The sequence below is a fragment of the Neisseria dentiae genome, from assembly GCF_014055005.1.
Taxonomy (GTDB): Bacteria; Pseudomonadota; Gammaproteobacteria; order Burkholderiales; family Neisseriaceae; genus Neisseria; species Neisseria dentiae.
Window position 1 is genome coordinate 2,397,158 of the sequence record NZ_CP059570.1, and the last position, 26,675, is coordinate 2,423,832.

Below are 26,675 nucleotides of genomic sequence, written 5' to 3' on the forward strand. Positions count from 1 at the left end.
AACGCAAACAATAAGCCGCCTGAAAATGGTTTCAGACGGCCTGATATGCTTGGTGCTGTGTATTAATCAGCGAACTGTTTTTTCAGTTGTTCGCGGCGCTCTTGGGCTTCTACCGACAGGGTGGCGGTGGGACGGGCCAGCAGGCGTTTGAGGCCGATGGGTTCGCCAGTGTCTTGGCAGAATCCGTAGTCGCCTTCGTCGATGCTGCGGATGGAGGCTTGGATTTTGCTCAGCAGTTTGCGCTCGCGGTCACGGGTGCGCAGCTCGAGAGCGTATTCTTCTTCTTGCGTGGCGCGGTCGGCGGGATCGGGGGCGGACTCGTGCTCTTGCAGGTGGCCGGTGGTGGCATTGGCGTTTTCGATGAGTTCGTCTTGCAGTTTAACCAGCAAGTCGCGGAAAAATGCCAGCTGGTCGGCATTCATGTAGTCGTCTTCGGGGCCGTTCCAGTTGAGGATGTCTTGTTCGGTCAGTTTTGTCATGATGGTTCTTTCTTTCCCGGTTGCTTGAATGACTTTAGCGGTTAAAGTCGCCCGTTGCGGCTTGTTATTGATTTTTCGGAAAATCGGCCTATTCGGCTTAGGCAGTCATCATAACATGGTTTTTTGTTTATGCTGCGCTTTTGCCCGCCGCTGTGTTATTTCTTGGTGTTCAGACGGCCTGTTTGGGGAGCTAACTTTTTGATAAATCAATTCAACAGCCATAAATTCAGCCTGGCGGTCAACTGTGGCAGGATTGCACTCAGCCAAAACCACAGCATCAGGGCCAATACGCTACCTGAAAAGTCGTAACGCCTGAATTTTAGAAAGACAAACGGTCGTGATAATGGTTCAAACACTTTATGCAAAGATGCTTGTAAAGAAGAGTATGGATTTTTAAAACTCAGCACCATTCTTAACACCAGCCCCAACAGCAGCACATAGGCGGTGGCTTTCAAAATGCCCAACACGGCGAAGAACAGGTTGGCGGCAATGATTTTGGCGCCGAACCCGCCGGGCAGGACAATCAGTGAGGCCAATGTGTAGGCTGCATAATAGAGCAGCACGGCGGCCAATACACAGGCGGTATCCCAGCGGCCCAGTGGCGGGGCGGCTTTGCGCAGGGGTTTGACCAGCCAATCGGTGGTTTGGGTGCAAAACTGCGCCAGCGGGTGGCTGTAATCGAGCTTGGCCCATTGCAGCAGGCAACGCGACAAACACACTATGGCGAGGCCGTCGGCCAGCAGGATCAGCATTTGGGCAATCATGTTCAGACGGCCTCGAACTGTTGCGCCATTTCCTGCGAACGCGCCACGCAGGCGTTGACGCCGGCTTCGATGGCTTCGGGCAGCCGGTGTGCGTTGAAGGCTTCGACGGCGGCAAAGGTGGTGCCGCCTTTCGAGGTAACGTTTTGCTGCAAGGTGCTGAAATCTTCGCCGCTTGATTCGGCGAGTGCCGCTGCGCCTTTGAAGGTGGCTAGGCTGAGGCTGCGGGCGGTTTTTTCGTCGAAACCCTGCTGCACGGCGGCGGCCTGCAAGGCGTTCATCAGGTAAAACACATAGGCGGGGCCGCTGCCGGTGATGCCGGTGATGGCGTGCATTTGCGCTTCGTTTTCCAGCCACACTGTTTCGCCCACCGCCGCCATTATGTTTTGGGCGAGACGTTTGTCGGCTTCATCGGCGCCGTCGGCGGCAAACAGGCCGGAAACGCCCAAACCGACCTTGCTGGGCGTGTTCGGCATTACCCGCACGATGCGGCGGGTGCCGCCCAGCCAGCGGCTTAAGGTATCGATGCTTAAACCGGCGGCCACCGACAACACCAGCGCACCGCTGGTTTGCAAACCTGCACAGGCGGCCTGCATGTCCTGCGGTTTGACCGCCAGCACCAACACATCGTCTGCACTGAGGCCGGGCAGCTTTTCCGATACCTGCACGCCCAACTCACGCGCCAACCGTTCGCGTTTTCCGGCTCCGCGGTTGGCGATGTGGACGTGATAACCGCCCTGTTTCACCAAACCGCCCGCTATGGCTTCGGCCATATTGCCGCCGCCTAAAAAATAGATAGTCATGGTTTTGCTTTCTGCGAATGGACAGATAGCCCGGCAGGCCGTCTGAAAAGGTTTCAGACGGCCTCGGCATCCGTTAACCGTAGTTGCGCCTGCCGAAAACCGCGCTGCCCACACGCACATGGGTGGCGCCGCATTCGACGGCAATATCCATATCGGCCGACATCCCCATTGAGAGCACGTCGGCCGCCACGCCCGCTGCGTTTAAGTCGGCCAGCAGCTGCTGCATCTTGCCGAACTGCTGCCGCAGTTGCTCTTCGCTGCTGCCCTCTTTGGCCACGCACATCAGGCCGCGCACGGTTAGGTTGGGCAGCTTCGCCGCTTCGCAGGCCAGCGCCACGGCTTCTTCGGGCGCCACGCCGTGTTTGTTCGGCTCGGCGGCGATGTTCACTTCGATACACACCTGCAAAGGCGGCATTTCAGGCGGCCTTTGCGCGCTCAACCGTTGGGCGGTTTTCAGACGGCCTATGGTGTGCACCCAATGGGCGCGTTCGGCCACATATTTGGTTTTGTTCGACTGCACATCGCCGATGATGTGCCACACGATGCCGGGCAAATCGGCCAGCCGCCCGGTTTTTTCATACCATTCCTGAATATAGTTTTCGCCGAAATCGCGGCAGCCCACGGCATAGACTTCGCGGATGTCGGCGGCGGGAAAGGTTTTGCCCACCGCCACCAGCTTCACGCTGCCCGCGCTGCGGTGTGCGGCGGCTTCGGCTTGGCCGATTCGGGCCAGCACGTTGCGGTAATTTTGTTGCAGGCTTGTCATGATTCTTTCCGTTTTTGGCACGTTAGCAAAAATAATTAAAAATTTACTTGGTTTAACACGGTTTATCTATTTAAAATAATGCGCCGACATGGATTGATTCCCGGCCGCCGCCAAACCGAACGGCGGCCGTCTGAAAAATTTTAACTTAAAAAGCAAGGCTACACATTATGCAGATTACCGACTTACTCGCCTTCGGCGTGAAAAACAAAGCGTCCGACCTTCACTTAAGCTCCGAGCTGCCGCCGATGATCCGCGTGCACGGCGACGTGCGCCGCATCAACCTGCCCGAAATGACCAACGAAGAAGTGGGCAATATGATTACTTCGGTGATGAACGACTATCAGCGCAAAGTGTACCAGCAAAACCTCGAAGTGGATTTTTCGTTCGAGCTGCCCAATGTGGCGCGCTTCCGTGTGAACGCATTCATGACCAACCGCGGCCCGGCGGCGGTGTTCCGTACCATTCCCAGCACCGTGCTCACGCTGGAAGACCTCAAAGCCCCGCGCATTTTCCAGAAAATCGCCGACAACCCGCGCGGCCTCGTGCTGGTAACCGGCCCCACCGGCTCGGGTAAATCGACCACGCTGGCGGCGATGATCAACTACATCAACGAAACCCAGCCCGCCCACATCCTCACCATCGAAGACCCGATCGAGTTTGTGCACCAAAGCAAAAAAGCGCTGATCAACCAGCGCGAACTGCACCAACACACCCACAGCTTCGCCAACGCGCTCAAATCGGCGCTGCGCGAAGACCCCGACGTGATTCTGGTGGGCGAGATGCGCGACCCCGAAACCATCGGCCTCGCGCTCACCGCCGCCGAAACCGGCCACTTGGTGTTCGGCACCCTGCACACCACCGGCGCGGCCAAAACGGTTGACCGTATCGTCGACGTGTTCCCCGCCGGCGAAAAAGAAATGGTACGCTCGATGCTGTCGGAATCGCTGCGCGCCGTGATTTCGCAAACCCTGCTGAAAACCCGCGACGGCAACGGCCGCGTGGCCGCGCACGAAATCCTGGTGTCCACCGCCGCCGTGCGCAACCTGATCCGCGAAAACAAAATCGCCCAAATCAACTCCGCGCTGCAAACCGGCCAGGCGCACGGCATGCAAACGCTCGACCAAGCCCTGCAAAACCTCGTGCGCCAAGGCGTTATCAGCCCCGAAGTGGCGCGCAGCAAAGCACAAAGCGCCGATATGATTGTTTGATTCTTTCAGACGGCCGCAGCCTTTATAGTGAATCCACTTACTCCGTTACGGCGTTGCTGCGCCTTGCCGTACTACCGTACTGTCTTCGGCTTGCTGCCTTGTACCGAAGTAAGTGGATTCACTATACAAAACAAACAGGCCGTCTGAAAAACCGATACCGAAAAACCGTCAGGGAAAACACCATGAGCGAATCCAACCAACTGCACAACCTGCTTTCCGAAATGGTGCAGGCTTATTCACAGAAAAACCAACCGCCGCACATCCCCACCCCCGCCGAAATCGGCACCCACCTGCACCCGCTGCTCGACCGCATGTGCGCCGAAGCCGAACAGCGCGGCGCTTCCGACATCTTTATCAGCGCCGGCTTCCCGCCCGCCATGAAAGTAAACGGCACGCTCACGCCCATGCCGCACAAGGCGCTCACCGGCGCCGACACCGCCGCCATCACCCAATCGACCATGAACGACGAGCAGCTCGAAGCCTTCAACCGCGATTTGGAGCTGAACTATTCGGTGCAGTCGCGCAGCAACACCCGCTACCGCGTTAACGCCTATCACGAACAAGGCCGCCCCGGCATGGTGTTGCGCCGCATCAACCAGCGCATTCCCAGCGTGGAAGAGCTGGCGCTGCCGCCGAAACTCAAAGACCTCGCCCTCACCCCCCGCGGCCTGCTGATTCTCGCCGGCCCCACCGGCTCGGGCAAATCCACCTCGATGGCCGCCATGATCGACCACCGCAACCAAAAAATGCCCGGCCACATCGTAACCATCGAAGACCCCATCGAATACCTCTACCAGCCGCGCCGCTGCATCATCACCCAGCGCGAAGTGGGCATCGACACCGCCGACTGGAAACTGGCCGTGCAAAGCGCCATGCGCCAAGCGCCCGACGTTATCTGTATCGGCGAGGTGCGCAGCGAAGCCAGCATGGAATACGCCCTCCAGCTTGCCCAAACCGGCCACTTGTGCGTGTTTACCCTGCACGCCAACAACGCCGCGCAGGCCATCGAGCGCATCATCAACTTCTACCCCGAAGAGCGCCAGCCGCAAGTTTTGATGGATTTGGCGCTGAACCTCACCGCCATCATCGGCCAGCGTTTGGTGATTAAAAAAGGCCGCGGCCAGCGCACCGCCGTTATCGACCTGCTGCTCAACAACCCCGCCATGCAGGATTTGATTTTCAAAGGCGACCTGATGGACATCAAAGACCTGATGGTGCGCTCGAGCGGCGAAGGCATGCAAACCTTCGACCAGCACCTGTTCGACCTCTATATCAAAGGCCAAATCGAATACGACGAAGCCCTGCGCCAAGCCGACTCCGCCAACGACCTGCGCCTGCGCATCCAGCTGCACGAAGAAGGCAACGATCCGAGCCGCCTGTATGACCGCATCAGCGATTTGAATTTGATGTAACGCGGGCGGAAGCCTTTGCGAAACCCGGTTGGAACGTGAGGGTTTTGCTTTCCCCGCCAATTATGCCCGGGCCTGCCCCGGGCATCTGTTATTTTTTAAGAACAAAAAACCTTTGCAAAAATACCTTGAGGCCGTCTGAAAAGCTTAAATTCCGTCATTAGCTTCAACGATTTAGCTTCAACGATTTTTGCAAAATTCTCAAAAAGATACTCGGGTCAAGCCCGAGCATGACGCAAGTGCTTTAAGGTGCCTAAAAGAATTTTGCAAAGGTCTCAGGCCGTCTGAAAACACCTGAACATCTCTACACTTCTGCAACCTGTTCCTTCTCCCGTGGGAGAGAGCTAGAGAGAGGGCCTGTTTGGGCTTAGCCCATATCCGTTTCTTAGGCGGCTTCCATTTTGCTGCGACGGATTGCTATATGAATCGTGAAATCAATAAACCGTAACAGCAGCCGGGCATTTCAGACGGCCTGAAACCCTCCCGAAAACACCGTTTATTTTCCGATACAGAACCTCGAAAAAATCACCCCCAATAAATCGTCTGCCGTAAATTCACCGGTGATTTCGCTGCACGCGGCCTGCGCCAGCCGAAGGTGTTCGGCCAAAAGCTCGATTTGGTGGTTGCCGCACAGCGCGGCATTTTCCAATTCGGCTTCGGCTTCGTGCAGCGCGGCGAGGTGGCGGCGGCGGGCGAGAAACAGCCCTTCGCTCTCGCCCTGCCAGCCGATTTCGTTGAGCAGCGCCTGTTTGAGCAAATCCAAACCTGCGCCGGTTTTGGCCGAAAGTTTGATCAGCGTATCCGCACCGCTGGCCAGTTTGAGGCCGTCTGAAACCATTGCGGCGGTTTCGCCGGCCAAATCGATTTTGTTGCGGATTTCGATTTTTTTCAGCGTCGGCGGCAGGCTGTTCAGAATCGCTTGGGTTTTGGCGTTGATGCCCTCGGCCGGGTCAATCAGAACCAGCGCCACATCGGCTTCGCGCACGGCTTTTTGGCTGCGCTCGATGCCGATTTGCTCCACCACGTCGTCGGTGTCGCGCAAACCGGCGGTGTCGATGATGTGCACCGGCACGCCGTCGAGCGTAATCTGTTCGCGCACGGTGTCGCGGGTGGTGCCGGCGATGTCGGTAACAATCGCCACTTCGTCGCCCGCCAGCGCATTGAGCAGGCTTGATTTGCCCACATTGGGCGCGCCCACCAGCACCACATTCATGCCTTCGCGCAAAATCGCGCCCTGCTCGGCGCTCTGCAACACGGTTTTCAAGCGCCCTTGCAGTTCGGCCAGCCTGCCGCGCGCATCGGCGGCTTCGAGAAAATCGATGTCTTCTTCGGGAAAATCCAGCGTGGCTTCCACCAGCATTCTGAGCGTAATCAAATCATCCACCAGCGCGTGAATGTGCTGCGAAAACGCGCCTTTGAGCGAGCGCACGGCCATGCGCGCGGCCGATCGGCTGGAAGCATCAATCAAATCGGCCACGCTCTCGGCCTGCGCCAGATCGAGTTTGTTGTTGAGAAATGCGCGTTTGGTAAATTCGCCCGGCTCGGCCAGGCGCGCCCCCAACTGCAAACAGCGCGACAGCAGCATCTGCATCACCACCGGTCCACCGTGGCCTTGCAGCTCGAGCACGTCTTCGCCGGTGAAACTCGCCGGTGCGGCGAAATACAGCATCAGGCCGGTATCGATGGCTTGGCCGTCTGAATCGAGAAAATCGGTATATAAAGCCACCCTCGGCTTGGGCGTTTTGCCGCCGCTGAGGGTTGCGGCCAACGGCAGCAGGTTTTTGCCGGAAATACGGACAACACCCACGCCGCCGCGTCCGGGCGCGGTGGCGATGGCGGCTATGGGATTTTGAGATGCAGACATAAAATATTCCGTTTTATTTGAAAACCGTAAACAAGAGACACTCTTCCGTACACAGGCGCGCGATTAAAACAGCAGATACGCCAGCACGGCGGCAGGCAGAAACACGGGAAACAGAATCAAAAACCAATCAAAAGTGTTCAGCTGCCGGCCGACTGCCGCTTTACGGCTCATAAACAGGCAGAACGAACATACACACAATAAAACGCCGCATAAACCGAGCAACAGCGAAATCAGTTGATCTTCGGGGCGCACACCGCCCGTTTGTTGCAGCAAGAGATACGGGATGTATAAGAAAAAAATAAACAGAAACCCCAGAAAAGAGCAGGATGCCGCGACAAGCCAAGGGAACCATTTCAGTTTCATCAAATATTTTTTGAAAGTTTTTGAATAGGGCGATTATATAGTAAAGGCCGTCTGAAAACCGTTTCAGACGGCCTTTACTATATAATTCGGCTTTTCACACCAAATTTTTAAGATTATTAAGATTACTAAGATTATAAGGAACCCGACCATGACCCTACCCGCCTGCCCGCAATGCGGCTCCGAACTGACCTATCACGACGGCGTGCAATTCGTCTGCCCCGAGTGCGCCCACGAATGGCAGGAAAACGAATCCGCCGCCGAAGAAACGTTAACGGTGAAAGATGCCAACGGCACGCCGCTGGCCGACGGCGACACCGTGGTGCTGATTAAAGATTTGAAAGTGAAAGGCAGCTCGATGGTGATCAAACAGGGCACCAAAGTGAAAGGCATCCGCCTTCAGGAAGGCGACCACGACATCGCCTGCAAAATCGACGGCAGCGCCATGAACCTGAAGTCGGAATTCGTGAAAAAAGCCTGAAACCTTTGCAAAAGTTTGCCCCGCCGCCGTGCTATAATCCGCCCCGCATACAGGCCGGGCAGACAGCCGCCGCGCAGCGCGTAAGGCCTGCGGGGAGGAAAGTCCGGGCTACACAGGGCAGGATGCCGGCTAACGGCCGGGCGTGGCAACACGACGGAAAGTGGAACAGAGAGCAGAACCGCCGATGGTTCCGAGATACTGCCGCCAGCCTTTTGCGTTATGCAAGGCGGCGTGCCGCAGACAGTACAGATAGTACGGCAAGGCACGCCAACACCGCAGAGCGCAAAAGGCTGGCGGTAGGGAGCACAGGCAAGGGTGAAAAGGTGCGGTAAGAGCGCACCGTGCACTTGGTAACAAGGCGCAGCAGGCCAAACCCCATCCGTAGCAAGACCAAACAGAACGCACAGACGCGGCCCGCCGAGCGTTCGGGTAGGTTGCTGGAGCACATCAGTAATGGTGTGCCTAGAGGAATGGCTGTCCGCGACAGAACCCGGCTTACCGCCCGACCTGTATGCACGATATTTTTCAAGAGGCCGTCTGAAACTTTTCAGACGGCCTCAAGCTTGAGACCTTTGCAAAACCCTTCAGATGAGGATGCAGTTCAAGGCGTAGCAGCGCAGCGAGCGCAGACATAACATGAAGTTAGGCAAGCGAGCGGGCAGTACCCTAAAGGGCATAAACGCACAACGCAGAAATGCACCGCAGATGGGGGTTTTGCAAAGGTCTCAGCTTTTCTTTCTTTTGCTACAATAGCCCTCCCTTTTCCACCCGCACAAAGGCCGTCTGAAATGACCAAACCCGCCGTTTCCCCGATGATGCAGCAATATCTCGACATCAAAGCCGGCCATGCCGACAAACTGGTGTTTTACCGCATGGGCGACTTTTACGAGCTGTTTTTCGACGACGCGGTGGAAGCGGCCAAGCTGTTAGACATCACGCTGACCACCCGCGGCCAGCTCAACGGCGAACCGATTAAAATGGCGGGCGTGCCGTTTCACGCCGCCGAGCAATATCTGGCGCGGCTGGTGAAAATGGGCAAAAGCGTGGCGGTTTGCGAGCAGGTGGGCGAAGTGGGCGCGACCAAAGGGCCGGTGGAGCGCAAAGTGGTGCGCATCGTTACCCCCGGCACGCTCACCGATTCGGCCTTTCTCGAAGACAAAGAAACCAACCGCATCGTGGCCGTGTGCGCCGGCAAGAAACACATCGGGCTGGCGTGGGCCTCGCTGCAAAGCGGTGAGTTCAAAGCCAAGCTCACCACCGCCGACAAACTGCCCGACGAACTGGCGCGTTTGCAGGCCGCCGAAATCCTGCTGCCCGACGGCAAAAACGCGCCCGCCGTTCAGGCGGCCAACATCACGCGGCTCAACCACTGGCAGTTTGCCGCCGATGCCGCCGCCAAACTGTTAACCGACCATTTCGGCTGCCAGGATTTGCGCGGCTTCGGCCTCGATATCGAAGCGCACGCCGAAGCCGTCGGCGCGGCCGGTGCGCTGCTTAACTATATCCGCCTTACCCAAAACCGCCTGCCGCAACACCTCGACGGCCTCTCGCTCGAAACCGAAAACCAATACATCGGCATGGACGCCGCCACCCGCCGCAACCTCGAAATCACCCAAACGCTCGCCGGCAAAAAAGCGCCGACGCTGTTTTCGGTGCTCGACGAATGCGCCACCCACATGGGCAGCCGCCTGCTCGCGCTGTGGCTGCACCACCCGCTGCGAAACAGAAGCCACATTCAGGCGCGCCAGCAGGCGGTTTTGGAACTGCAAAACCACTATGCCGATGTACAGGCCTGTCTGAAAAGCGTGGCCGACATCGAACGGATCGCCGCCCGCATCGCCGTTGGCAACGCCCGCCCGCGCGACTTGGCCGCCCTGCGCGACAGCCTGTTGGTGCTGGCCGAAACGCCGGTGCCCGCCGGCGGCAGCGCCTTGCTGCAAACCCTGCAAAACGTGTTCCCCGAAACCCTGCCGACCGCCGAAAAACTGCAAGCGGCCATCCTGCCCGAGCCTGCCGTGTGGCTGAAAGACGGCGGCGTCATCAACCACGGCTTCCACCCCGAATTGGACGAGTTGCGCCACATCCAAAACCACGGCGACGAATTTTTGCTCGCTCTCGAAGCGCGCGAACGCGAACGCACCGGCCTATCCACCTTAAAAGTGGAATTCAACCGAGTGCACGGCTTTTATATCGAATTATCCAAAGTGCAGGCCGAGCAGGCGCCCGCCGACTACCAGCGCCGCCAAACCCTGAAAAACGCCGAACGCTTCATCACCCCCGAATTAAAAACCTTTGAAGACAAAGTGCTCAGCGCGCAAGAACGCTCGCTCGCGCTCGAAAAACAACTCTACGACACCCTGCTCAAAGAGCTTCAGACGGCCTTGCCGCAATTGCAGAAGGCCGCCAAAGCCGCCGCCTCGCTCGACGTACTCTCCACCTTCGCCCGCCATGCCGAAGAGCGTGGCTATGTGTGCCCCGAGTTTGCCGACTACCCGCTGATTGAAATCAGCAACGGCCGCCACCCCGTGGTCGAGCGGCAGGTGCGCCACTTCACCGCCAACAGCACCGGCCTCGACCACAAACACCGCCTGATGCTGCTCACCGGCCCCAATATGGGCGGCAAATCCACCTATATGCGCCAAGTGGCCCTAATCGTGCTGCTGGCGCACACCGGCGCCTTCGTGCCCGCCGACGCCGCCAAAACCGGCCCCATCGACCAGATTTTCACCCGCATCGGCGCCAGCGACGACTTGGCCGGCAACCGCTCCACCTTTATGGTGGAAATGAGCGAAACCGCCTACATCCTGCACCACGCTACCGAAGAATCGCTGGTGTTGATGGACGAAGTCGGCCGCGGCACCTCCACCTTCGACGGCCTCGCGCTGGCGCAGGCGATTGCCGAACACCTTTTGCAGAAAAACAAATCGTTCAGCCTGTTTGCCACCCACTATTTCGAGCTGACCCGCCTGCCCGAAGCGCACGCCACCGCCGTTAATATGCACCTCTCGGCGCTGGAACAGGGGCAGGACATCGTGTTTCTGCACCACATCGAACCCGGCCCCGCCAGCAAAAGCTACGGCATCGCCGTGGCCAAACTCGCCGGCCTGCCCGCGCGCGCGCTCAAATCCGCCCGCAAACATTTGAACGAACTCGAAGCACAGGCTGCCGCCAACCGCCCGCAGATGGATATTTTCAATATGATGCCGTCTGAAAACGACGGCGGTTTCGACGGCGGAGAAAGTTTTTCAGACGGCCACAACCCTGAAAACAACCCGCCCGCCGAACCCAACCCCGCGCTGGCCATGCTGGCCGACATCCGCCCCGACGAACTCTCGCCGCGCGAGGCTCTGGATATGCTCTACCGTTTGAAAGAGTTGGCAGAATAGAATAACGAAATGCCCGTGCCTGATCCGAGCATCTCGTTGCATCAAAAGAAATAAAATAACAGATACCCGGCCCAAGGCCGGGTATGGCGGATTCCAATATTTCCAAGCTTGGGCCGGCTTTTTACAAAAGCCCCAAGCCGCAAGATGTGAAAAGAAATATGAAAAAAGAAACCTTTGCCGGGCAAAGGCCGTCTGAAACCGGCAGGCAAAAAAACGCCCTTGTAAACAAGGGCCGAAGTGTTTTTCCGAAAGGATAAACAGTTATGAAAAGTTGCTGACACTCATTATACTCACGCGCTTTACAGAATGCCAAATTTAGCTAGCGCCCTGCCCGATGTTGTCTGTTTTGCGCCACAAGTTTGTTTTTATTGAAAAAATATTCAAAATGAATGCACACACCGTTTACACCGCCTTTCTGTTTTTTCTCGTGTTTTCCACCGCTTTGCAGCTTTACCTGTCGGTGCGCCAAAGCCGTGCCGTGCTCAAACACCGCCATGCCGTGCCGCAGGATTTCAGCGCCACCGTACCGCTCGAAGACCACCAAAAAGCGGCCGACTACACGCTGGCCAAACAGCGGCTGGCGCGCTACCGCATTGTGTTTGAAACCCTGCTGCTGCTGGTGTTCACCTTCGGCGGCGGCCTCAACCTGCTGGCGGCCTTGAGCATGAAGTTTTCAGACGGCCCCATCACGCAGGGCGTGGTTTTGGTTGCGCTGTTCGCCTTAGTGAATACCGTGCTTTCGCTGCCGCTTGATTGGTACGGCACGTTCAGGCTCGAAGCGCGTTTCGGCTTCAACCGCAGCACGCCGGCGGTGTTTTTCGGCGACCGCATCAAAGGGCTGCTGCTGGGCGCGGTTATCGGCGTGCCGCTGCTGTATGCCGCGATTTACCTGATGGGCGTAACCGGCGCGCTGTGGTGGCTGTGGGTGTGGCTGCTGTGGCTGGGCTTTTCGCTCGCGCTGCTGTGGGCGTTTCCGAAATGGATTGCGCCCATGTTCAACAAATTCGAGCCGCTGCCCGAAGGCCGTCTGAAAACGCAGATCGAAAACCTGCTCGAACGCACCGGCTTCAAAAGCAACGGCATTTTCGTGATGGACGGCAGCAAACGCTCCGGCCACGGCAACGCCTATTTCACGGGTTTGGGCGCCAACAAGCGCATTGTGTTCTACGACACGCTGCTTGAAGATATGCGGCCCGACGAAGTGGAAGCGGTGCTGGCGCACGAGCTGGGGCATTTCAAACACAAACACATCGTCAAACAGATGCTGGTAACGTTTGCGCTGGCTTTGGCGGTGTTGTTCGTTCTCGGCCTGCTGATGCCGCAGGCGGCGTTTTACACGGGGCTGGGCGTGGCCTACCCCAGCCACGCCATGGCTTTGCTGCTGTTTTTGCTGGTGCTGCCGGTGTTTGCCTTTCCGTTTTCGCCGCTGGGCAGCCTGATGTCGCGCAAAAACGAATTCGAGGCCGACCGCTTCGCCGCCGCCGCCGCTTCTGCGGGCGACCTGATTGCCGCCCTCACCAAACTCTACCGCAGCAACGCCTCGAGTTTGGTGAGCGACAAATGGTATTCGCGCTTTTACGATTCCCACCCCGGCGCACGCGAGCGGGTGGCGGCGCTGAAAAAGGCCGTCTGAACGGCCGGATCCGATGCCGTACAGTGAATCAGCTTAAGAAGAAACTGAAATTACCGGTTTGACTATATTCCCGATTCCCGCAATGTTTTTCAGACGGCCGCAACCGGCATCATCGGTTACAATGCCCCGTCCGCAACCGAAAGAACGCTTATGAACCTTTACCGCAAACTGCCCGCACCGATGCTGCCCGAAGAAACCCGCCGCGAAATCCAGGCGCGCGAGTCGTATCATGTGTTGAAAATCATTTCAGAATTCGTCGAATCGGGCGAAGAGCTGCGCGCCATCCAGCCTGCCGTGAGCATTTACGGCAGCGCGCGCACGCCGGTGGACCACCCCGATTATCTGTTTACCGAGCGCTTGTCGCGAAAACTGTCCGACGCCGGTTTTTCGGTGATTTCAGGCGGCGGCCCTGGCATCATGGAAGCGGCCAACAAAGGCGCGTTTGCCGGCAAAAGCCCCGCCGTGGGGCTGAACATCGTGCTGCCGCACGAGCAGCACGCCAACCCGTATCAGAATTTATCCATCAAATTCCAACATTTTTTTCCGCGCAAAGTGATGTTTGTGAAACACGCCGTGGCTTATGTGGTGATGCCCGGCGGCTTCGGCACGCTCGACGAACTGTTTGAAAGCCTCACCCTCGTGCAAACGGGCAAAACGCCCAGCCGCCCGATTATCCTGGTGGGCAAAACCTTCTGGCAGGGCATGATGGATTGGATCCGCGACCAACTGCTCGGCAACGGCATGATTTCCGAAAAAGATTTGGATCTGGTGCAGTTAATCGACGGTGAAGACGAAATCGTGGAACATATTTTCGCCCACTACGAAAACCGCCCCGACGGCCTGCTCGAGCCGCAAGACAACACTTGGGAGCTGGGGTTGTAACACAGGCGCTTTTGCGCAAGTGCAAACAACGCCGGAACCTTCCGCATTCAGGCCGTCTGAAACGCTTTACGCGCTGTTTGTCGAAAACCGCGCCGTGCATTTAAAAAATCTTTTATAATCGCCCGTTTACCGCAACACAACCCGCAGGCCGCCCGAAGCCTGCGTTTACCGAAAGAACCACTGTGGACAAACTCAAAATTTCCGCCAACGGCCCGTTAAACGGCGAAATCACCGTTTCCGGCGCCAAAAACGCCGCGCTGCCGCTGATGTGCGCCGGCCTGTTGACCGCCGGCACCCTGCGCCTGAAAAACGTGCCCATGCTGCGCGACGTGAAAACCACCCAGAAACTGCTGCAAGGCATGGGCGCGCGCGTGCTTACCGACAACGTGCATGAATTCGAAATCAACGGCGGCACGGTCAACAATACCGTTGCCCCGTATGAGCTGGTGAAAACCATGCGCGCATCGATTCTGGTGTTAGGCCCCACGCTGGCGCGCTTCGGCGAAGCGCAGGTGAGCCTGCCCGGCGGCTGCGCCATCGGTTCGCGCCCGGTCGATCAGCATTTGAAAGGCTTGGAGGCGATGGGCGCCGAAATCACCATCGAACACGGCTATGTGAAAGCCAAAGGCCGTCTGAAAGGCGCGCGCGTGGTGATGGACGTGGTAACGGTGGGCGGCACGGAAAACCTGCTGATGGCCGCCACGCTGGCTGAAGGCACCACCGTGTTGGAAAACTGCGCCATCGAGCCGGAAGTGGTGGATTTGGCCGAATGCCTGGTGAAAATGGGCGCGAAAATCAGCGGCATCGGCACTCCGGTGATGACGGTGGAGGGCGTAAAAGAATTGCACGGCTGCGAGCACAGCGTGGTGCCCGACCGCATCGAAGCAGGCACGTTTTTGTGCGCGGTGGCGATGACCGGCGGCAAAGTGGTGTTGAGAAACGCCGCGCCGAAAACCATGGAAGCGGTGCTCGACAAACTCGTGGAAGCCGGCGCCATTATCGAAGCGGGCGACGACTGGATTGCCATCGATATGCGCCAACGCCCCAAGGCGGTGGACATCCGCACCGTCGTCCACCCCGGTTTCCCCACCGATATGCAGGCGCAGTTTATGGCCGTCAACGCCGTGGCCGAAGGCACGGGCAAAGTGGTGGAAACCATTTTTGAAAACCGCTTTATGCACGTTCCCGAGCTCAACCGCATGGGCGCCAACATCACGGCGGAAGGCAACACCGCCGTTGTGAAAGGCGTGGAAAAACTTTCCGGCGCCACCGTGATGGCCACCGACCTGCGCGCCTCGGCCAGCCTGGTGATGGCCGGTTTGGTGGCCGACGGCGAAACCATCGTCGAACGCATCTACCACCTCGACCGCGGCTACGAGCATATCGAAACCAAGCTCGGCCAAGTGGGCGCGAAAATCGAGCGGATTTCCTGACCAGCCTGTTGATGGCAAAGGCCGTCTGAAAAGTTTTCAGACGGCCTTTGCTTATTACCCGAAGAAGCGGAGCGTTTACGGCACAATCACGGTGAACACATATGCCGCCAAACTCGTGAGCAGCACCACGCCGTAAAGCATATTGGTGCGGCCGTGGTTGAGCGAGAGCATCACGGTAAAAACCGAAAGTGCCAAGAGCACCATAGATTTCAAGTCCAAACCCAAAACCATATTGATGTCGAACAGCAGGCACACAATCACCACGGCGGGAATGGTCAGACCGATGCTGGCGAGCGCCGAACCCAAAGCCAAATTGATGCTGGTTTGCAGGCGGTTGCGGCGGGCGGCCTTGAGCGCGGCCAAACCTTCGGGCAAGAGCACCACGGCGGCGATAATCACGCCCACCAAGGCTTTGGGCGCGCCCAAGTCGGCCACAATGGCTTCAACGGCAGGCGAGAGCGCTTTGGCCAACAGCACCACGATGCCCAGGCAGACAATCAAAAACGCCAAACTGGTGAGTGCCACTTTGGCCGAAGGCGGCTCGGCATGGTGGCTTTGGTCGTCATCGTCGGCAAGAAAATAATCGCGGTGGCGTATGGTTTGCACCATAATAAACGAGCTGTACAGCACCAGCGAGGCAACGGCCACAAATACGAGCTGCGCGGCGTTATAGGTGGGGCCTTCGGTGCTGGTGGTGAAGTTGGGCAACACCAGCGTGAGCGTGAGAATGGCCACCAGCGTAACCAGCGCGGTGGTGGCCGATTTCTGGCCGAAAAACTGTTCGCGGTGCTTCAGGCCGCCGATTAGCAGGCAGCCGCCCAGAATACCGTTTAAAATCAGCATAATCGCGGCAAAAACCGTGTCGCGCGCGAGATAGGCGGCATTGTCGCCGCCGGCCACCATCAGCGACACAATCAGCGCCACTTCGATAACGGTAATCGCCAGCGCCAGAATAATCGTGCCGAAAGGTTCGCCGACTTTGTGCGCCACCACTTCGGCGTGGTGCACCGCCGAGAGCACGCTGCCGATCAGCAAAACGCCGCCGCCGATTTGCAGCCAGCCGCTGTCTTTAATGCCGATGAAATAAAGCCCCCAGGCCAAAACGGGAAGCGCGAGCGACCACCAGGGAAGTTGTGTGTGCGGGTGTGAAGCCATAAATAACGGATATCCTGTTAGAATGAAAATATGTGGAAAAGCCGCATATTATAACGGGCAACGGCCTATTTTTCATAAACTTATCAAACAAGCGCCATGCCGCCGTTTGCATTTTCCAACGATTTTTCAAACGCTGCGCGTTGCGGCCGTCTGAAAGCCGAAACCTATGTAAGCCGATCAGGCCGTCTGAAATACCCAACTGCCGTCAAGTCCGAGCATGGCGCAGATGCAGACTTGAATTTTTCAAAGGTTTCAATCTGCCAATCACGGCTGTGCTTATGTTATAAACGTATTTCGTCCGACAACCACCGTTTTGCTTATGCCCAAGCTTGCCGATTTTTCCGCCTCCCATTTTGCCGCCGCCGTTGCCGCGTTTTTGGTGTCTTACGGCAGCAGCGCGGTGATTATTTACCAAGCCGCGCTGGCATTCGGCGCATCACCCGCACAAGTTGTGTCGTGGTTTACCGCGCTGGCGCTGGTGTGCGGCGTGCTGACTTTGGCTTTGAGCCTGCGCTACAAAACACCCGTGATGATTGCCTGGTGCACGCCCGGCGCGGCGGTGCTGGCGGGTCTGGAAGGCATCATGCTGAACGATGCGGTGGCGGGCTTTATGGCGGCGGCGGCGGCGATGTGGCTGGTGTCGGCGTTCGGCTGGTTCGACCGCCTGGTGCGTATGATTCCCGCCCCGCTGGCGGCGGCGATGCTGGCGGGCATATTGATTAATTTCGGCAGCCGCGTGTTCGGCGCCATGGGCAGCCAAACGGCTCTGGTGCTGATTATGCTGGCGGTGTTTTTCTTAACCAAAATCCGCCTGCCGCGTTACAGCATCCTGCTGATGTTGGCGGCGGGCTTCGGCTATGCGGCATGGGCGGGGCTGATCGACTGGTCGCGGCTGGTTTGGCGCAACCCCGTGTTGGAATGGGTTAGCCCCGGGCTGCATTTGGGGCATATCGTCAGCGTGGCCGTGCCGCTGTTTATCGCTTCGCTGGCCACGCAAAACGTGCCGGGCATGGCTATTTTGCGCAGCTACGGCTACCAAACCCCCGCCCGCCCGCTGGTGGAAAGCAGCGCCGCCGCTTCGTTGCTGGCCGCGCCCTTCGGCGCATTTATGGTGAATCTGGCCGCCATCAGCGCCGCCATCTGCATGGGCAGCGATGTGGATAAAAAGCCCGAACGGCGCTATCTGGCCACCGTTCTGCTGGGCGTGATTTACCTGCTGATGGCCGCTGCCGGCGGCGTAACCGTGGCTATGTTCACCGCCCTGCCCGCCGAACTGATGGTGGCGCTGGCCGGCATCGCCGTATTCGGCACCCTGCAAGCCAACCTCGCCGCCGCCTGGCAGCACGAAAGCTCGCGCGAAGCGGCATTGGTAACGCTGCTGGCTTCCGCATCGGGCATGACGCTCTTGGGCATAGGCAGCGCATTCTGGGGGCTGGTGCTGGGTTTGGCGGTTTACCATCTGAATCTGAAAACGGCGAAATAACATAACCAGGCAATGGTTTTCAGGCCGTCTGAAATCACCTGCTTACGTCATAAATACCCTGTTCGCGTCATACTCGGGCTTGACCCGAGTATCTTTTTGTTCCGTAAAAAATAACAGATATTCGGATCAAGCCCGGGCTTGACGGAACGGATACCAAATAAGCGGTTCAACTATGTATCCAGGCCGTCTGAAAATTTTTCAGACGGCCTTAAGTTTTTCATTCAAAGATATCCCGCAAGCCCTAACGCAACAGCTCGTCGGTAATCCGCTGCAAAAACGCCAGCCGTGCTTCGCGGATTTCGCCCGCTTCGGCGGCGCTTTTCACGGCGCAGCCCGGCTCGGCGCGGTGGGTGCAGTTGTGGAAGCGGCATTGCCCCGCCAGATGGCGCAGGTCGGGGAAATAGCGCAGCAATTGCGCCGCGTCCAGATGGTGCAGGCCGAACTCTTGCAGGCCGGGCGAATCAATCAGCTTGGTTTCTTCATTCAAATCATACAATTGGGCGTGTGTTGTGGTGTGTTTGCCCGAATCGAGCGCGGTGGAAATTTCGCCCACGCGCGCGGCATCGCTGCCCAACAGCGCGTTGGTGAGCGTGGATTTGCCCATGCCGCTCTGCCCCAGAAAAATATTGGTGTGCCCCTGCATCAGCGGCCTGAGGTTGTTAGCGTTATCGAGTGCGCAGGTTTCGATAACGGGATAACCCAATGATTCGTAAAAACTTAATTTCTCCCGCCAAGCCGCCGTTTCGGGCAGGTCGGCTTTATTCGCCACCACCACCGCACCGATGCCCGCCGCTTCCGCCGCCAGCAGCGCCCGTTGCAGCAGCAGCTCGTTGGGGGCGGGCACGGCGGCAGTTACGATAAACAACTTGTCCACATTGGCGGCAATCAGCTTGGTTTTCCAAGCGTCCTGCCGGTAGAGCAGGCTTTGGCGCGGCAGATAATCTTCGATTACCGCCTGCTCGCTGTTGACGGGGCTGATGCGCACCCAATCGCCGCAGGCAAAATCCACCCGTTTTTTACGGGTAGTGGCATCGAAAACGGCGCCGGCCGGCGTGCGCACGATAAAACGGCGGCCGTAGCTGGCGGTGATTTGGGCGGTGTCGGGCATAAAATCGGGCAGGCAGAAATAAAAACTATTTTACAGGATTATCCAGGCCGTCTGAAAAGCAGAAGCTTCAGGCCACAACCTATTATAATTACCCAATCAATCTAAGAATATATTTTTTAATTAAATTTCAACTTATTATATAAAATAATCAAATCTACACGGCCTTAGCCTATACGGCTTTGATCGGAAACTGATGGTGAAGGAAAATCTTATGAACGATAAAAAGCATAGCCTGAAAAAGATACTGGCCGCTTTACTGATTATTTTGCCTCTGGCAGGCTGCTCCCAAGCACCGAAAGAAGTTGACGGCCAACCCGTAAGAGTGGTTGATACATATCTTCGCCAACTATTGGAAATCAATACTGATAAAGAGCAGCAGCTTTATTTCCGTTTCAAAAGGCAGCCCGATCCAAAAGAAGATTCCTATATCATCAGTGCCGTTGCTGTTCTACCATCGGTACTGCCTGACTCAGCATTACCTGATGATAAAAAATATTGGCTTTTAAATGATAAATTAGTCAAAGATAAAAAGATGTCTTTTGAGCTTGAACTAACCTATTATGGAAAAGACGGAAAAGCCCAACCTGTTGGGTTGTGGCAGTATCCGGAGATTGGTACTTTACTGAAAGGCGAACCGTATACCGGTAAAAAACGGTTTGAAGGGGTTTTCCGTGCTTCACGTTCACACGGATTAGAAGAGGGTTATAACGGCAGAATGAACGGTTTAGCCATTTTTAATCCGCTGGAAAAAGGTGGCTATTACCACCTCTCTATCCGGGCTTTGCAGGATTACCGTAATTATCCCAAAATGAAACTGGCGGTCGATATTGCCCCAGTAGTGGCAAAATAATTTTTAAAAGGAAGCAAAATGGGCAATAAAACCTATACATTAACAGTTTATCTTGCCGCTCCGGGCACGCCTTTGTTTGACGATAAAACGGGTTGGGGAGAATAGTTATTATGAAACTTATGCTGAAATGTGGGCTGGTATTGCTGTCGGGGATATTGGCCGCCTGCCAAAAAACACCGCAGGAACTGCCCCCGATGTATGTTGACGGCCAAACCGTGCATACCGTGCCTTTTTACCAGCCCTTGGAGATTAATCCCGATAAAGAGCAGACGTTTTATTTCCGCTTTAAAAAGCCGCAGGATATCGGCACGACCGTTACCGTTTTTGCCTCCCCTATTTTCCCATCGTATTTTGACAAAAACGGAGACATTCCCGAATATCTGCCGTATAAGCATTTGGACAGAAAGCTGATTGACGAAAAAAGGCTGAAGTTCAAACTGGTGCTGCGGCATTATGACGACAACGGCAAAGAAACCGCCGTAGGTTTGCGGGAAGGAAGCGACATCAGTTACGTCTACTACCAATTGCAGCAACAGCGGCAGGACAAAAGCAAGCCCGCGCGCTTTGAAAGCGATGAACAGTATTTTGATGCTACCAGCCCGAATACCCGTGATACACGGCAGGTAAAGGGGGAAACTTATCTGGTTAGCAATATCATTGTTGCCAGTTTCCTCATACAGGAACAGGGCGGCTATTACAAGCTGATGGTTACGCCTTTGCAGCAATATCCCGATTATCCCGAACTGAGTATGGATATCCGCGTTACTTGGCCGTCAAAAGGCAAATAATGTAATTTTTATAGAAAGGAAATGAAAATGAGCAGCAAAAAATACACAGTAACCGTTTATACAAACGCCCATAATCATGCCGTCTGAAAAACCGGCACTTTCAGACGGCCTCCTTAAAAATCCATAAAAGCCAATCATGATGACCCGTAAAAAATCCAAGCTGAAACGCGCATTGTCCTGTTTGCTGCTGATGCTGCCGCTGGCGGCCTGCCAAAAAAAAACGCAGGAACTGCCCCCGATGTATGTCGACGGCCAAACCGTGCATACCGTGCCTTTTTATCAACCTTTGGAGATTAATCCCGATAAAGAGCAGACGTTTTATTTCCGCTTTAAAAAGCCGCAGGATATGGGACAGGCAATTACCGTTTTGGCCGTACCAGTTTTCCCTCATTATCTTGATGATAATGCTAAGGCCATTCCCGAATACCAAGAATATGAAGATTTGGACAGTAAGCTGATTGATGATAAAAGGTTGAAGTTCAAACTTGTGATGCGGCATTATGACAACAACGGCAAAGAAACCGCTGTCGGTTTGAGGGAAGGAAGCGATGTTGATTATATCTACTATTATTTGCAGCAGCAGAGGCAGGATAAAAGCAAGCCTGCGCGTTTTGAAAGTAGTGAGCAGTATTTTAATGCAATAGGTATTAACACTCGTGATGCACGGCAGATAAATGGAAAATGGTATCTAGCCAATAAACTAACTGTGGCCAGTTTTCCTGTCCAAGAAAAAGGTGGCTATTATAGTGGATTAAAATAAGAATGCCGAAGTAGGGTAAAACGATTCTTTAGCATATCGCCCAATTGCAAGTTTGAATGCAGTTATTTCATTTCGGAGTTTTTATTTGAATTCACTATACAAACTGGTGATTACCCCTATGCAACAGTATCCCGATTATCCCGAACTAAATCTGGATATTGGTGTCAGTTGGCCTGCAAGAGGCAAGTAATTCAATTTTTACAGAAAGGAAATGAAAATGAGCAGCAAAAGATATACTGTAACCGTTTATGCGGCCGCCCATAATCATGCCGTCTGAAAAACCAAAACTTTCAGACAGCCGCCATAAAAATCGATAAAAGGCAATCATGATGAACTTTAAAAAATCCAATCTGAAACGCGTAGCGTCCTGTTTGCTGCTGATGCTGCCGCTGGCCGCCTGCCAAAAAACACCGCAGGAACTGCCCCCTATGTATGTTGACGGCCAACCCGTCCATACCGTGCCGTTCTACCAGCCCTTGGAAATCAATCCCGATAAGGAGCAGGTGTTTTATTTCCGCTTTAAAAAGCCGCAGGATATGGGAAAAACCGTCAGCGTTTTTGCCTCCCCTATTTTTCCAAATTCTCTTGATAATAATAGCAAGCCTATTCCCGAATATCAGAAATATGATGAATTGGATAGAAAGCTGATTGACGAAAAAAGGCTGAAGTTCAAACTGGTGCTGCGGCATTATGACGACAACGGCAAAGAAACCGCCGTAGGTTTGAGGGAAGGCGGCAGCCTTGATTATGTGTACTATCATTTGCAGCAGAACAGGCAGGACAAAAGCAAGCCCGCGCGCTTTGAAAGCGATGAGCAGTATTTTGTTGCCGACTATCGCGACACCCGTGATACGCGGCAGGTCAAGGGCGAAACTTATCTGGCTCATAACGTCATCGCCGCCAGTTTCCCCGTGCAAGAGCAGGGCGGTTATTACAAGCTGATGGTTACGCCTTTGCAGCAATACCCCGAGTATCCCGAACTGAGTATGGACATCGGCGTTGATTGGCCGTCCGAACCTAAATAATCTGATTTTTTACAGAGAGGAAATGAAATGAGCAGTAAAAAATACACTGTAACCGTTTATGCGGCCGCACCGGGTACGCCTTTGTTTAACCACCAAACAGGGCTGCCGGACATTGATAAAGAAACCAACAAACAGAAAACTTCCCTGCCCGGGTATATGTTTTATGCTATCAGCACAGATGGCGGGCGCACCCAAACCGCCTATGGGTTTGCACCTAAGGAAGATGCCGAAAGAACAGCTTGGCATTCGCTGGATATGCCGGGGAAAATGCAAGAAGAAGAGCATAAAAAATATCGGAACCCGTACTATGCCCGCACCATGGAAATCACCGAGCAGCAATATACCGCTTTGCAAAATTTTGGTAGGAGTCCCGAAAATTTCGGCTTCAACCGCCATACCTACAACCTAGCCACCAACAGCTGCATCGACTTTACCTTTAAGGCGCTGAAAGAAAGCGGCATCTATAAAGGCCGCCCGATCGATTACCATAAAGAGGGGGTAAAAATCGGCACCGTTACGGTATATGAAAAAGCCGCCCTGCGCGTGCTGGAAAACATCCCCGTACTGGAAAAAATGCCCGACCAGATGAACAGCCCTCTGAACCGCACCTTACGCGGCAAAATGCCCGACCGCACGCTTTTGCAGCGGCTGCTTTCCGAAAACGAACAAGAGCAGCCGCACCGATATGCCGCTTCTTTATCCGGCTCAGAAAAGCCGTTTGCAAACGAACCGGATGGCAATTTCGATCGGGATTTCAAGCGGGTGAGCGCCATGCTAGACAGGCTTCTGAACGATGAAGACGGCTCATACCACAGGGAAATCGCCGAAAACCACCCCGCTGCCAAGGCCATCGATGCTTTGGGCAAAGCGTTGTTTGCAGAAGAGCAGAGAATCGCGCAGGAAAGGGAAATACAGTTGGCCCGAGAGCGGGAAGCGCAGGAACAAGTGAGAAGTTTTCACCAGCGCTCGTTTTTCTCCTGATTGTTTGGTAAGTGTATTTGGGTATTCTCAGAAAGGAAACGTATGAACTTTTCTCCGAACGGTTTCGATAAAATATAGTGAATTCAAATAAAAACTCCGAAATGAAATAACTGCATTCAAACTTGCAATTGGGCGATATGCTAAAGAATCGTTTTACCCTACTTCGGCATTCTTATTTTAATCCACTATAGAACAAACGGCCGCGCAATTATCGCTGTTAACAGAAAAATACCGGCAAACCAGCACCATACTGGTGGAAAATGTACAGAAAAAATTAGACGCTTCTTTGCGGGAGCAAAGAAAGGAAATTGTTGAGCAGGTGTGCGGGGATATTAAAAAATCAACCGAGGCAGTGGTGGCAAAATATGTGGCGGATATGGAAAATGCCCGCGATAAGATGATTTCTCAAACCGGTGAATTCAACAGATATTTGGATGATGTAAATAAGAAAAACAAGCAGTTGGTGTTCCGCTGCTGGTTGGCGGTTTCTGTAAGCCTGCTGCTGCTGTTGGCGGGCGGTATCTGGATTTCGACGCATTATGCCAAGGTTATCCAACAAAACAAAATAAATGCCGAATTGATGAAGTCGATAAACGAAGCGGATTGGATAAAATGCGGCGACGATATATGTGCCAGATTGGGAAAAGGCAAGGTGGGAGAATACAGGGTAATCCGTAAGCGTTGATTTTAATTTAAACAGATTATTCACGGATAGGCCGTCTGAAAGTTTGATAAATGCTTTCAGACGGCCTTTACACAGATAAATGCTAAAATAGCGGTTTCCCGCCCAACCCGCCTTATCCAAACGGCCTTTATGCTCACCGATTTAGAAAAAAACGCCATCCGCGACCACTACCGCGCCATTTCGCAAAACCTGCCGCAGTTCCGCCCGAGAGCCGCGCAGCGGGAAATGATTGCGGCCATTGCCAACGCCTTTTCGCGCAGCCAAACCCGCGCCGAAGGCGAAGAAGCGCCCAAGCGCGAGGGCGAAAGCATCGTGGTGGTGGAAGGCCCCACCGGCGTGGGCAAAAGCCTGGCCTATCTGCTGGCCGGCGGCATCATGGCGCAAACGCGCGGCAAACGGCTGATTGTGTCGAGCGCAACGGTGGCCTTGCAGGAACAGCTGGTTAACCGCGATTTGCCGTTTTTGGTGGCCAAAAGCGGTTTGGAGCTGACTTTCGCACTCGCCAAAGGGCGCGGCCGCTATCTCTGCCCCTACAAACTCTACCAGCTCACCCAAAGCAACGCCCAGCAAAACCTGCTCGGCTTCGAAGCTCCCACCGTGCTGTGGGACAGCAAACCCAAGCCCGAAGAATTGAAACTCTTGCGCGATATGGCCGACGAATTCGCCGCCCGCCGTTTCAACGGCGACCGCGACACCTGGCCGGAAAAAATCGACGATGCGGTGTGGATGAAGGTAAACAACGACAACTACGGCTGCCTCAAAGCCGCCTGTCCCAACCGCTCGGAATGCCCGTTTTACCTCGCACGCGACACGCTCGAAAATGTGGACGTGGTAGTGGCCAACCACGATTTGCTGATGGTCGATATCGGCATGGGCGGCGGCGTGATTCTGCCCGCACCCGAAAACAGCTTTTACTGCATCGACGAAGCGCACCACCTGCCCAAAAAAGCCCTCAGCCAGTTCGCCGCCGAGCACTCGTGGAACCAAGCCGTGTGGGCGCTGGAAAAACTCCCCGCCGTTACCGACAAAATCGCCGCGCTTACCGACAAAGCCGAGCTGGCGAACTTGGCCGACGAAGCCGCTGCCGCCCTGCTCGAAAGCCTGCACGAATGGCAGTTCCACCTTTCCGAAGAGCCAGAATTGAGGCCGTCTGAAAACAACGAATCGGTGTGGCTGTGGCAGGACGGCAAAATCCCCGAAGCCTTGGAACTCACCGTATCCAACACCGCCGTTGCCGCCCGCAGCCTCTACAAACACGCCAACAGCCTCAACGACGCTTTGGCCGCCGCCCGCCGCGACAAAGACCAAAACAGCGCCCAAATCGACCGCTTGAGCAGCGAATTCGGCGTATTCCGCGCCCGCATCGAGCAAATCACCGCCGCTTGGGATTTGCTCGCCACCGTGCCCGCCGAAGGCGAAGAGCCGCTGGCCAAATGGATTACCCGCCGCCTCGACGACAAAAACGACTACATCTTCCACGCCAGCCCCATCAGCAGCGCCTCCCATCTGGCCAACAACCTGTGGCGGCGCGCCGCCGGCGCCGTGCTCACTTCCGCCACATTGCAATCCTTGGGCAGCTTCAACCTGATTCTGCGCCAAACCGGCCTGCAATGGCTGCCCGAAACCACCACACTCGCCCTGCAAAGCCCGTTTGATTTTGACGCACAGGGCGAGCTGTATATCCCGCCCGTGCACGCCAGCCCCAAAGACCCCGCCGCCCACACCGCCGCCATCGTCGAATGGCTGCCCAAACTGGTTTCTACCGAAGAAGCTATTGGCACGCTGGTGCTGTTTTCTTCGCGCAAACAAATGCAGGAAGTGGCTTTGCGTCTGCCCGAAGCCTATCTGCCGCTCTTGTTGGTGCAGGGCGAATTGCCCAAGGCGACGCTGCTGCAAAAACACCATCAGGCCATCGGCGAAGGCCGCGCCAGCATTATTTTCGGGCTGGACAGCTTCGCCGAAGGGCTGGACCTGCCGGGCGAAGCCTGCGTGCAGGTGATTATCGCCAAACTGCCGTTTGCGATGCCTGACAACCCCGTCGAAAAAACCCAAAACCGCTGGATCGAACAGCGCGGCGGCAATCCGTTTATCGAAATCACCGTGCCCGAAGCCAGCATTAAGCTGGTGCAGGCGGTCGGCCGCCTCATCCGCACCGAAAGCGACTACGGCCGCGTAACCATACTCGACAACCGCGTCAAAACCCAAAACTACGGCCGCCAAATGCTCGCCTGCCTGCCGCCGTTTAAAAGAATCGGATAAACGGCGGTTTGGCGGTTTGAAATACTCAAACACATGGCGTTGCCAATCATTCGAAAACCGACAAAACCAAACAAAAGGCCGTCTGAAACATTTCAGACGACCTGCTTTATTTTGGT

General features: G+C 55.5%; 23 protein-coding genes, 1 other RNA gene and 1 pseudogene. 16 read left to right on the forward strand and 9 right to left on the reverse strand.

Going from position 1 to position 26,675, the window contains the following annotated elements:
• Positions 1–62: 62 nt before the first annotated feature.
• From dksA to H3L92_RS11245, 4 genes are all read right to left on the reverse strand, one after another.
• The gene (gene dksA, locus H3L92_RS11230; RefSeq protein ID WP_085365327.1) at positions 63–479 is read right to left on the reverse strand and encodes an RNA polymerase-binding protein DksA; all 417 of its coding nucleotides are present in this window, start codon (positions 477–479) and stop codon (positions 63–65) included.
• Positions 480–685: 206 nt separating this feature from the next.
• Positions 686–1,243, reverse strand: a complete 558-nt coding sequence (locus H3L92_RS11235) for a YggT family protein (protein ID WP_085365326.1) — start codon at positions 1,241–1,243, stop codon at positions 686–688.
• Positions 1,244–1,245: 2 nt separating this feature from the next.
• Positions 1,246–2,070, reverse strand: coding sequence for a pyrroline-5-carboxylate reductase (gene proC, locus H3L92_RS11240; RefSeq protein ID WP_259345799.1), 825 nt, complete (start codon positions 2,068–2,070; stop codon positions 1,246–1,248).
• Between the two features lie 46 nt (positions 2,071–2,116).
• Positions 2,117–2,809, reverse strand: a complete 693-nt coding sequence (locus tag H3L92_RS11245; RefSeq protein WP_085365324.1) for a YggS family pyridoxal phosphate-dependent enzyme — start codon at positions 2,807–2,809, stop codon at positions 2,117–2,119.
• Positions 2,810–2,976: 167 nt separating this feature from the next.
• On the opposite strand from H3L92_RS11245, the gene H3L92_RS11250 reads away from it, so the two are divergent.
• Together H3L92_RS11250 and H3L92_RS11255 are read left to right on the forward strand one after the other, a co-directional pair.
• Positions 2,977–4,017 carry a type IV pilus twitching motility protein PilT gene (locus tag H3L92_RS11250; RefSeq protein ID WP_085365323.1) on the forward strand — a complete coding sequence of 347 codons (1,041 nt, stop codon included), beginning with the start codon at positions 2,977–2,979 and terminating at the stop codon, positions 4,015–4,017.
• 182 nt (positions 4,018–4,199) lie between these two features.
• A complete protein-coding gene (locus H3L92_RS11255) occupies positions 4,200–5,429 on the forward strand; it encodes a PilT/PilU family type 4a pilus ATPase (RefSeq protein ID WP_085365322.1) in 1,230 nt (409 codons plus the stop codon).
• A gap of 493 nt (positions 5,430–5,922) precedes the next feature.
• Here H3L92_RS11255 and mnmE read toward each other — a convergent pair whose 3' ends face one another.
• The gene (mnmE, locus tag H3L92_RS11260) at positions 5,923–7,290 is read right to left on the reverse strand and encodes a tRNA uridine-5-carboxymethylaminomethyl(34) synthesis GTPase MnmE (RefSeq protein ID WP_085365321.1); all 1,368 of its coding nucleotides are present in this window, start codon (positions 7,288–7,290) and stop codon (positions 5,923–5,925) included.
• A 63-nt stretch (positions 7,291–7,353) separates the two neighbouring features.
• On the reverse strand, positions 7,354–7,563 hold the full coding sequence (locus H3L92_RS11265; protein WP_143824313.1) for a hypothetical protein: 210 nt from the start codon (positions 7,561–7,563) through the stop codon (positions 7,354–7,356).
• 238 nt (positions 7,564–7,801) lie between these two features.
• On the opposite strand from H3L92_RS11265, the gene H3L92_RS11270 reads away from it, so the two are divergent.
• Together H3L92_RS11270 and rnpB are read left to right on the forward strand one after the other, a co-directional pair.
• Positions 7,802–8,131 (forward strand): zinc ribbon domain-containing protein YjdM, encoded by a 330-nt coding sequence (locus H3L92_RS11270; RefSeq protein ID WP_085365319.1) that lies wholly within the window; start codon positions 7,802–7,804, stop codon positions 8,129–8,131.
• A 50-nt stretch (positions 8,132–8,181) separates the two neighbouring features.
• An RNA gene (rnpB, locus tag H3L92_RS11275) (RNase P RNA component class A) lies at positions 8,182–8,645 on the forward strand.
• Between the two features lie 43 nt (positions 8,646–8,688).
• Here rnpB and H3L92_RS13450 read toward each other — a convergent pair.
• Positions 8,689–8,851: pseudogene (locus H3L92_RS13450) on the reverse strand (lipoprotein signal peptidase).
• A gap of 68 nt (positions 8,852–8,919) precedes the next feature.
• Here H3L92_RS13450 and mutS point away from each other — a divergent pair.
• The 4 genes from mutS (at position 8,920) to murA (ending at position 15,465) form a co-directional block, all read left to right on the forward strand.
• Positions 8,920–11,517 carry a DNA mismatch repair protein MutS gene (gene mutS, locus H3L92_RS11280; RefSeq protein WP_085365318.1) on the forward strand — a complete coding sequence of 866 codons (2,598 nt, stop codon included), beginning with the start codon at positions 8,920–8,922 and terminating at the stop codon, positions 11,515–11,517.
• Positions 11,518–11,902: 385 nt separating this feature from the next.
• A complete protein-coding gene (locus tag H3L92_RS11285; RefSeq protein ID WP_085365332.1) occupies positions 11,903–13,150 on the forward strand; it encodes a M48 family metallopeptidase in 1,248 nt (415 codons plus the stop codon).
• A gap of 150 nt (positions 13,151–13,300) precedes the next feature.
• A complete protein-coding gene (locus H3L92_RS11290; RefSeq protein WP_085365317.1) occupies positions 13,301–14,032 on the forward strand; it encodes an LOG family protein in 732 nt (243 codons plus the stop codon).
• Positions 14,033–14,214: 182 nt separating this feature from the next.
• Positions 14,215–15,465 (forward strand): UDP-N-acetylglucosamine 1-carboxyvinyltransferase, encoded by a 1,251-nt coding sequence (gene murA / locus H3L92_RS11295; protein WP_085365316.1) that lies wholly within the window; start codon positions 14,215–14,217, stop codon positions 15,463–15,465.
• Between the two features lie 75 nt (positions 15,466–15,540).
• On the opposite strand, the gene H3L92_RS11300 is transcribed toward murA, so the two are convergent.
• Positions 15,541–16,620, reverse strand: coding sequence for a calcium:cation antiporter (locus H3L92_RS11300; RefSeq protein ID WP_085365315.1), 1,080 nt, complete (start codon positions 16,618–16,620; stop codon positions 15,541–15,543).
• 319 nt (positions 16,621–16,939) lie between these two features.
• Between H3L92_RS11300 and H3L92_RS11305 the strand changes: the two genes are divergently transcribed.
• Positions 16,940–18,103: a benzoate/H(+) symporter BenE family transporter gene (locus H3L92_RS11305; protein WP_085365314.1), complete on the forward strand. Its 1,164-nt coding sequence runs from the start codon at positions 16,940–16,942 to the stop codon at positions 18,101–18,103.
• 241 nt (positions 18,104–18,344) lie between these two features.
• Here H3L92_RS11305 and rsgA read toward each other — a convergent pair whose 3' ends face one another.
• A complete protein-coding gene (gene rsgA / locus H3L92_RS11310; protein ID WP_085365313.1) occupies positions 18,345–19,211 on the reverse strand; it encodes a ribosome small subunit-dependent GTPase A in 867 nt (288 codons plus the stop codon).
• Positions 19,212–19,422: 211 nt separating this feature from the next.
• Here rsgA and H3L92_RS11315 point away from each other — a divergent pair, with 211 nt between their 5' ends.
• The 7 genes from H3L92_RS11315 (at position 19,423) to dinG (ending at position 26,559) form a co-directional block, all read left to right on the forward strand.
• A complete protein-coding gene (locus H3L92_RS11315; RefSeq protein ID WP_115336239.1) occupies positions 19,423–20,061 on the forward strand; it encodes a hypothetical protein in 639 nt (212 codons plus the stop codon).
• A gap of 119 nt (positions 20,062–20,180) precedes the next feature.
• Entirely contained in the window at positions 20,181–20,849 is a 669-nt protein-coding gene (locus tag H3L92_RS11320) for a hypothetical protein (protein ID WP_143824312.1), read from the forward strand.
• A gap of 136 nt (positions 20,850–20,985) precedes the next feature.
• The gene (locus H3L92_RS11325; protein ID WP_143824311.1) at positions 20,986–21,609 is read left to right on the forward strand and encodes a hypothetical protein; all 624 of its coding nucleotides are present in this window, start codon (positions 20,986–20,988) and stop codon (positions 21,607–21,609) included.
• Positions 21,610–21,935: 326 nt separating this feature from the next.
• The gene (locus tag H3L92_RS11330) at positions 21,936–22,634 is read left to right on the forward strand and encodes a hypothetical protein (protein ID WP_143824310.1); all 699 of its coding nucleotides are present in this window, start codon (positions 21,936–21,938) and stop codon (positions 22,632–22,634) included.
• A gap of 27 nt (positions 22,635–22,661) precedes the next feature.
• A complete protein-coding gene (locus tag H3L92_RS11335) occupies positions 22,662–23,615 on the forward strand; it encodes a hypothetical protein (protein ID WP_085365308.1) in 954 nt (317 codons plus the stop codon).
• Positions 23,616–23,868: 253 nt separating this feature from the next.
• Positions 23,869–24,300 carry a hypothetical protein gene (locus tag H3L92_RS11340; protein ID WP_085365307.1) on the forward strand — a complete coding sequence of 144 codons (432 nt, stop codon included), beginning with the start codon at positions 23,869–23,871 and terminating at the stop codon, positions 24,298–24,300.
• 129 nt (positions 24,301–24,429) lie between these two features.
• The gene (gene dinG, locus H3L92_RS11345; protein ID WP_085365306.1) at positions 24,430–26,559 is read left to right on the forward strand and encodes an ATP-dependent DNA helicase DinG; all 2,130 of its coding nucleotides are present in this window, start codon (positions 24,430–24,432) and stop codon (positions 26,557–26,559) included.
• Positions 26,560–26,675 lie beyond the last annotated feature (116 nt).

What these genes read in the sequence shown, in the direction of transcription:
- H3L92_RS11315 (WP_115336239.1), top strand. Translation starts at nt 19,423, where the DNA reads ATGAACGATAAAAAGCATAGCCTGAAAAAGATACTGGCCGCTTTACTG.
- H3L92_RS11285 (WP_085365332.1), top strand. Translation starts at nt 11,903, where the DNA reads ATGAATGCACACACCGTTTACACCGCCTTTCTGTTTTTTCTCGTGTTT.
- H3L92_RS11245 (WP_085365324.1), bottom strand. Translation starts at nt 2,809, where the DNA reads ATGACAAGCCTGCAACAAAATTACCGCAACGTGCTGGCCCGAATCGGC.
- rsgA (WP_085365313.1), bottom strand. Translation starts at nt 19,211, where the DNA reads ATGCCCGACACCGCCCAAATCACCGCCAGCTACGGCCGCCGTTTTATC.
- H3L92_RS11250 (WP_085365323.1), top strand. Translation starts at nt 2,977, where the DNA reads ATGCAGATTACCGACTTACTCGCCTTCGGCGTGAAAAACAAAGCGTCC.
- mnmE (WP_085365321.1), bottom strand. Translation starts at nt 7,290, where the DNA reads ATGTCTGCATCTCAAAATCCCATAGCCGCCATCGCCACCGCGCCCGGA.
- H3L92_RS11300 (WP_085365315.1), bottom strand. Translation starts at nt 16,620, where the DNA reads ATGGCTTCACACCCGCACACACAACTTCCCTGGTGGTCGCTCGCGCTT.
- dinG (WP_085365306.1), top strand. Translation starts at nt 24,430, where the DNA reads ATGCTCACCGATTTAGAAAAAAACGCCATCCGCGACCACTACCGCGCC.
- H3L92_RS11320 (WP_143824312.1), top strand. Translation starts at nt 20,181, where the DNA reads ATGCTGAAATGTGGGCTGGTATTGCTGTCGGGGATATTGGCCGCCTGC.
- H3L92_RS11255 (WP_085365322.1), top strand. Translation starts at nt 4,200, where the DNA reads ATGAGCGAATCCAACCAACTGCACAACCTGCTTTCCGAAATGGTGCAG.
- H3L92_RS11290 (WP_085365317.1), top strand. Translation starts at nt 13,301, where the DNA reads ATGAACCTTTACCGCAAACTGCCCGCACCGATGCTGCCCGAAGAAACC.
- H3L92_RS11270 (WP_085365319.1), top strand. Translation starts at nt 7,802, where the DNA reads ATGACCCTACCCGCCTGCCCGCAATGCGGCTCCGAACTGACCTATCAC.
- mutS (WP_085365318.1), top strand. Translation starts at nt 8,920, where the DNA reads ATGACCAAACCCGCCGTTTCCCCGATGATGCAGCAATATCTCGACATC.
- H3L92_RS11235 (WP_085365326.1), bottom strand. Translation starts at nt 1,243, where the DNA reads ATGATTGCCCAAATGCTGATCCTGCTGGCCGACGGCCTCGCCATAGTG.
- H3L92_RS11335 (WP_085365308.1), top strand. Translation starts at nt 22,662, where the DNA reads ATGAGCAGTAAAAAATACACTGTAACCGTTTATGCGGCCGCACCGGGT.
- dksA (WP_085365327.1), bottom strand. Translation starts at nt 479, where the DNA reads ATGACAAAACTGACCGAACAAGACATCCTCAACTGGAACGGCCCCGAA.
- H3L92_RS11330 (WP_143824310.1), top strand. Translation starts at nt 21,936, where the DNA reads ATGATGAACTTTAAAAAATCCAATCTGAAACGCGTAGCGTCCTGTTTG.
- H3L92_RS11325 (WP_143824311.1), top strand. Translation starts at nt 20,986, where the DNA reads ATGATGACCCGTAAAAAATCCAAGCTGAAACGCGCATTGTCCTGTTTG.
- H3L92_RS11305 (WP_085365314.1), top strand. Translation starts at nt 16,940, where the DNA reads ATGCCCAAGCTTGCCGATTTTTCCGCCTCCCATTTTGCCGCCGCCGTT.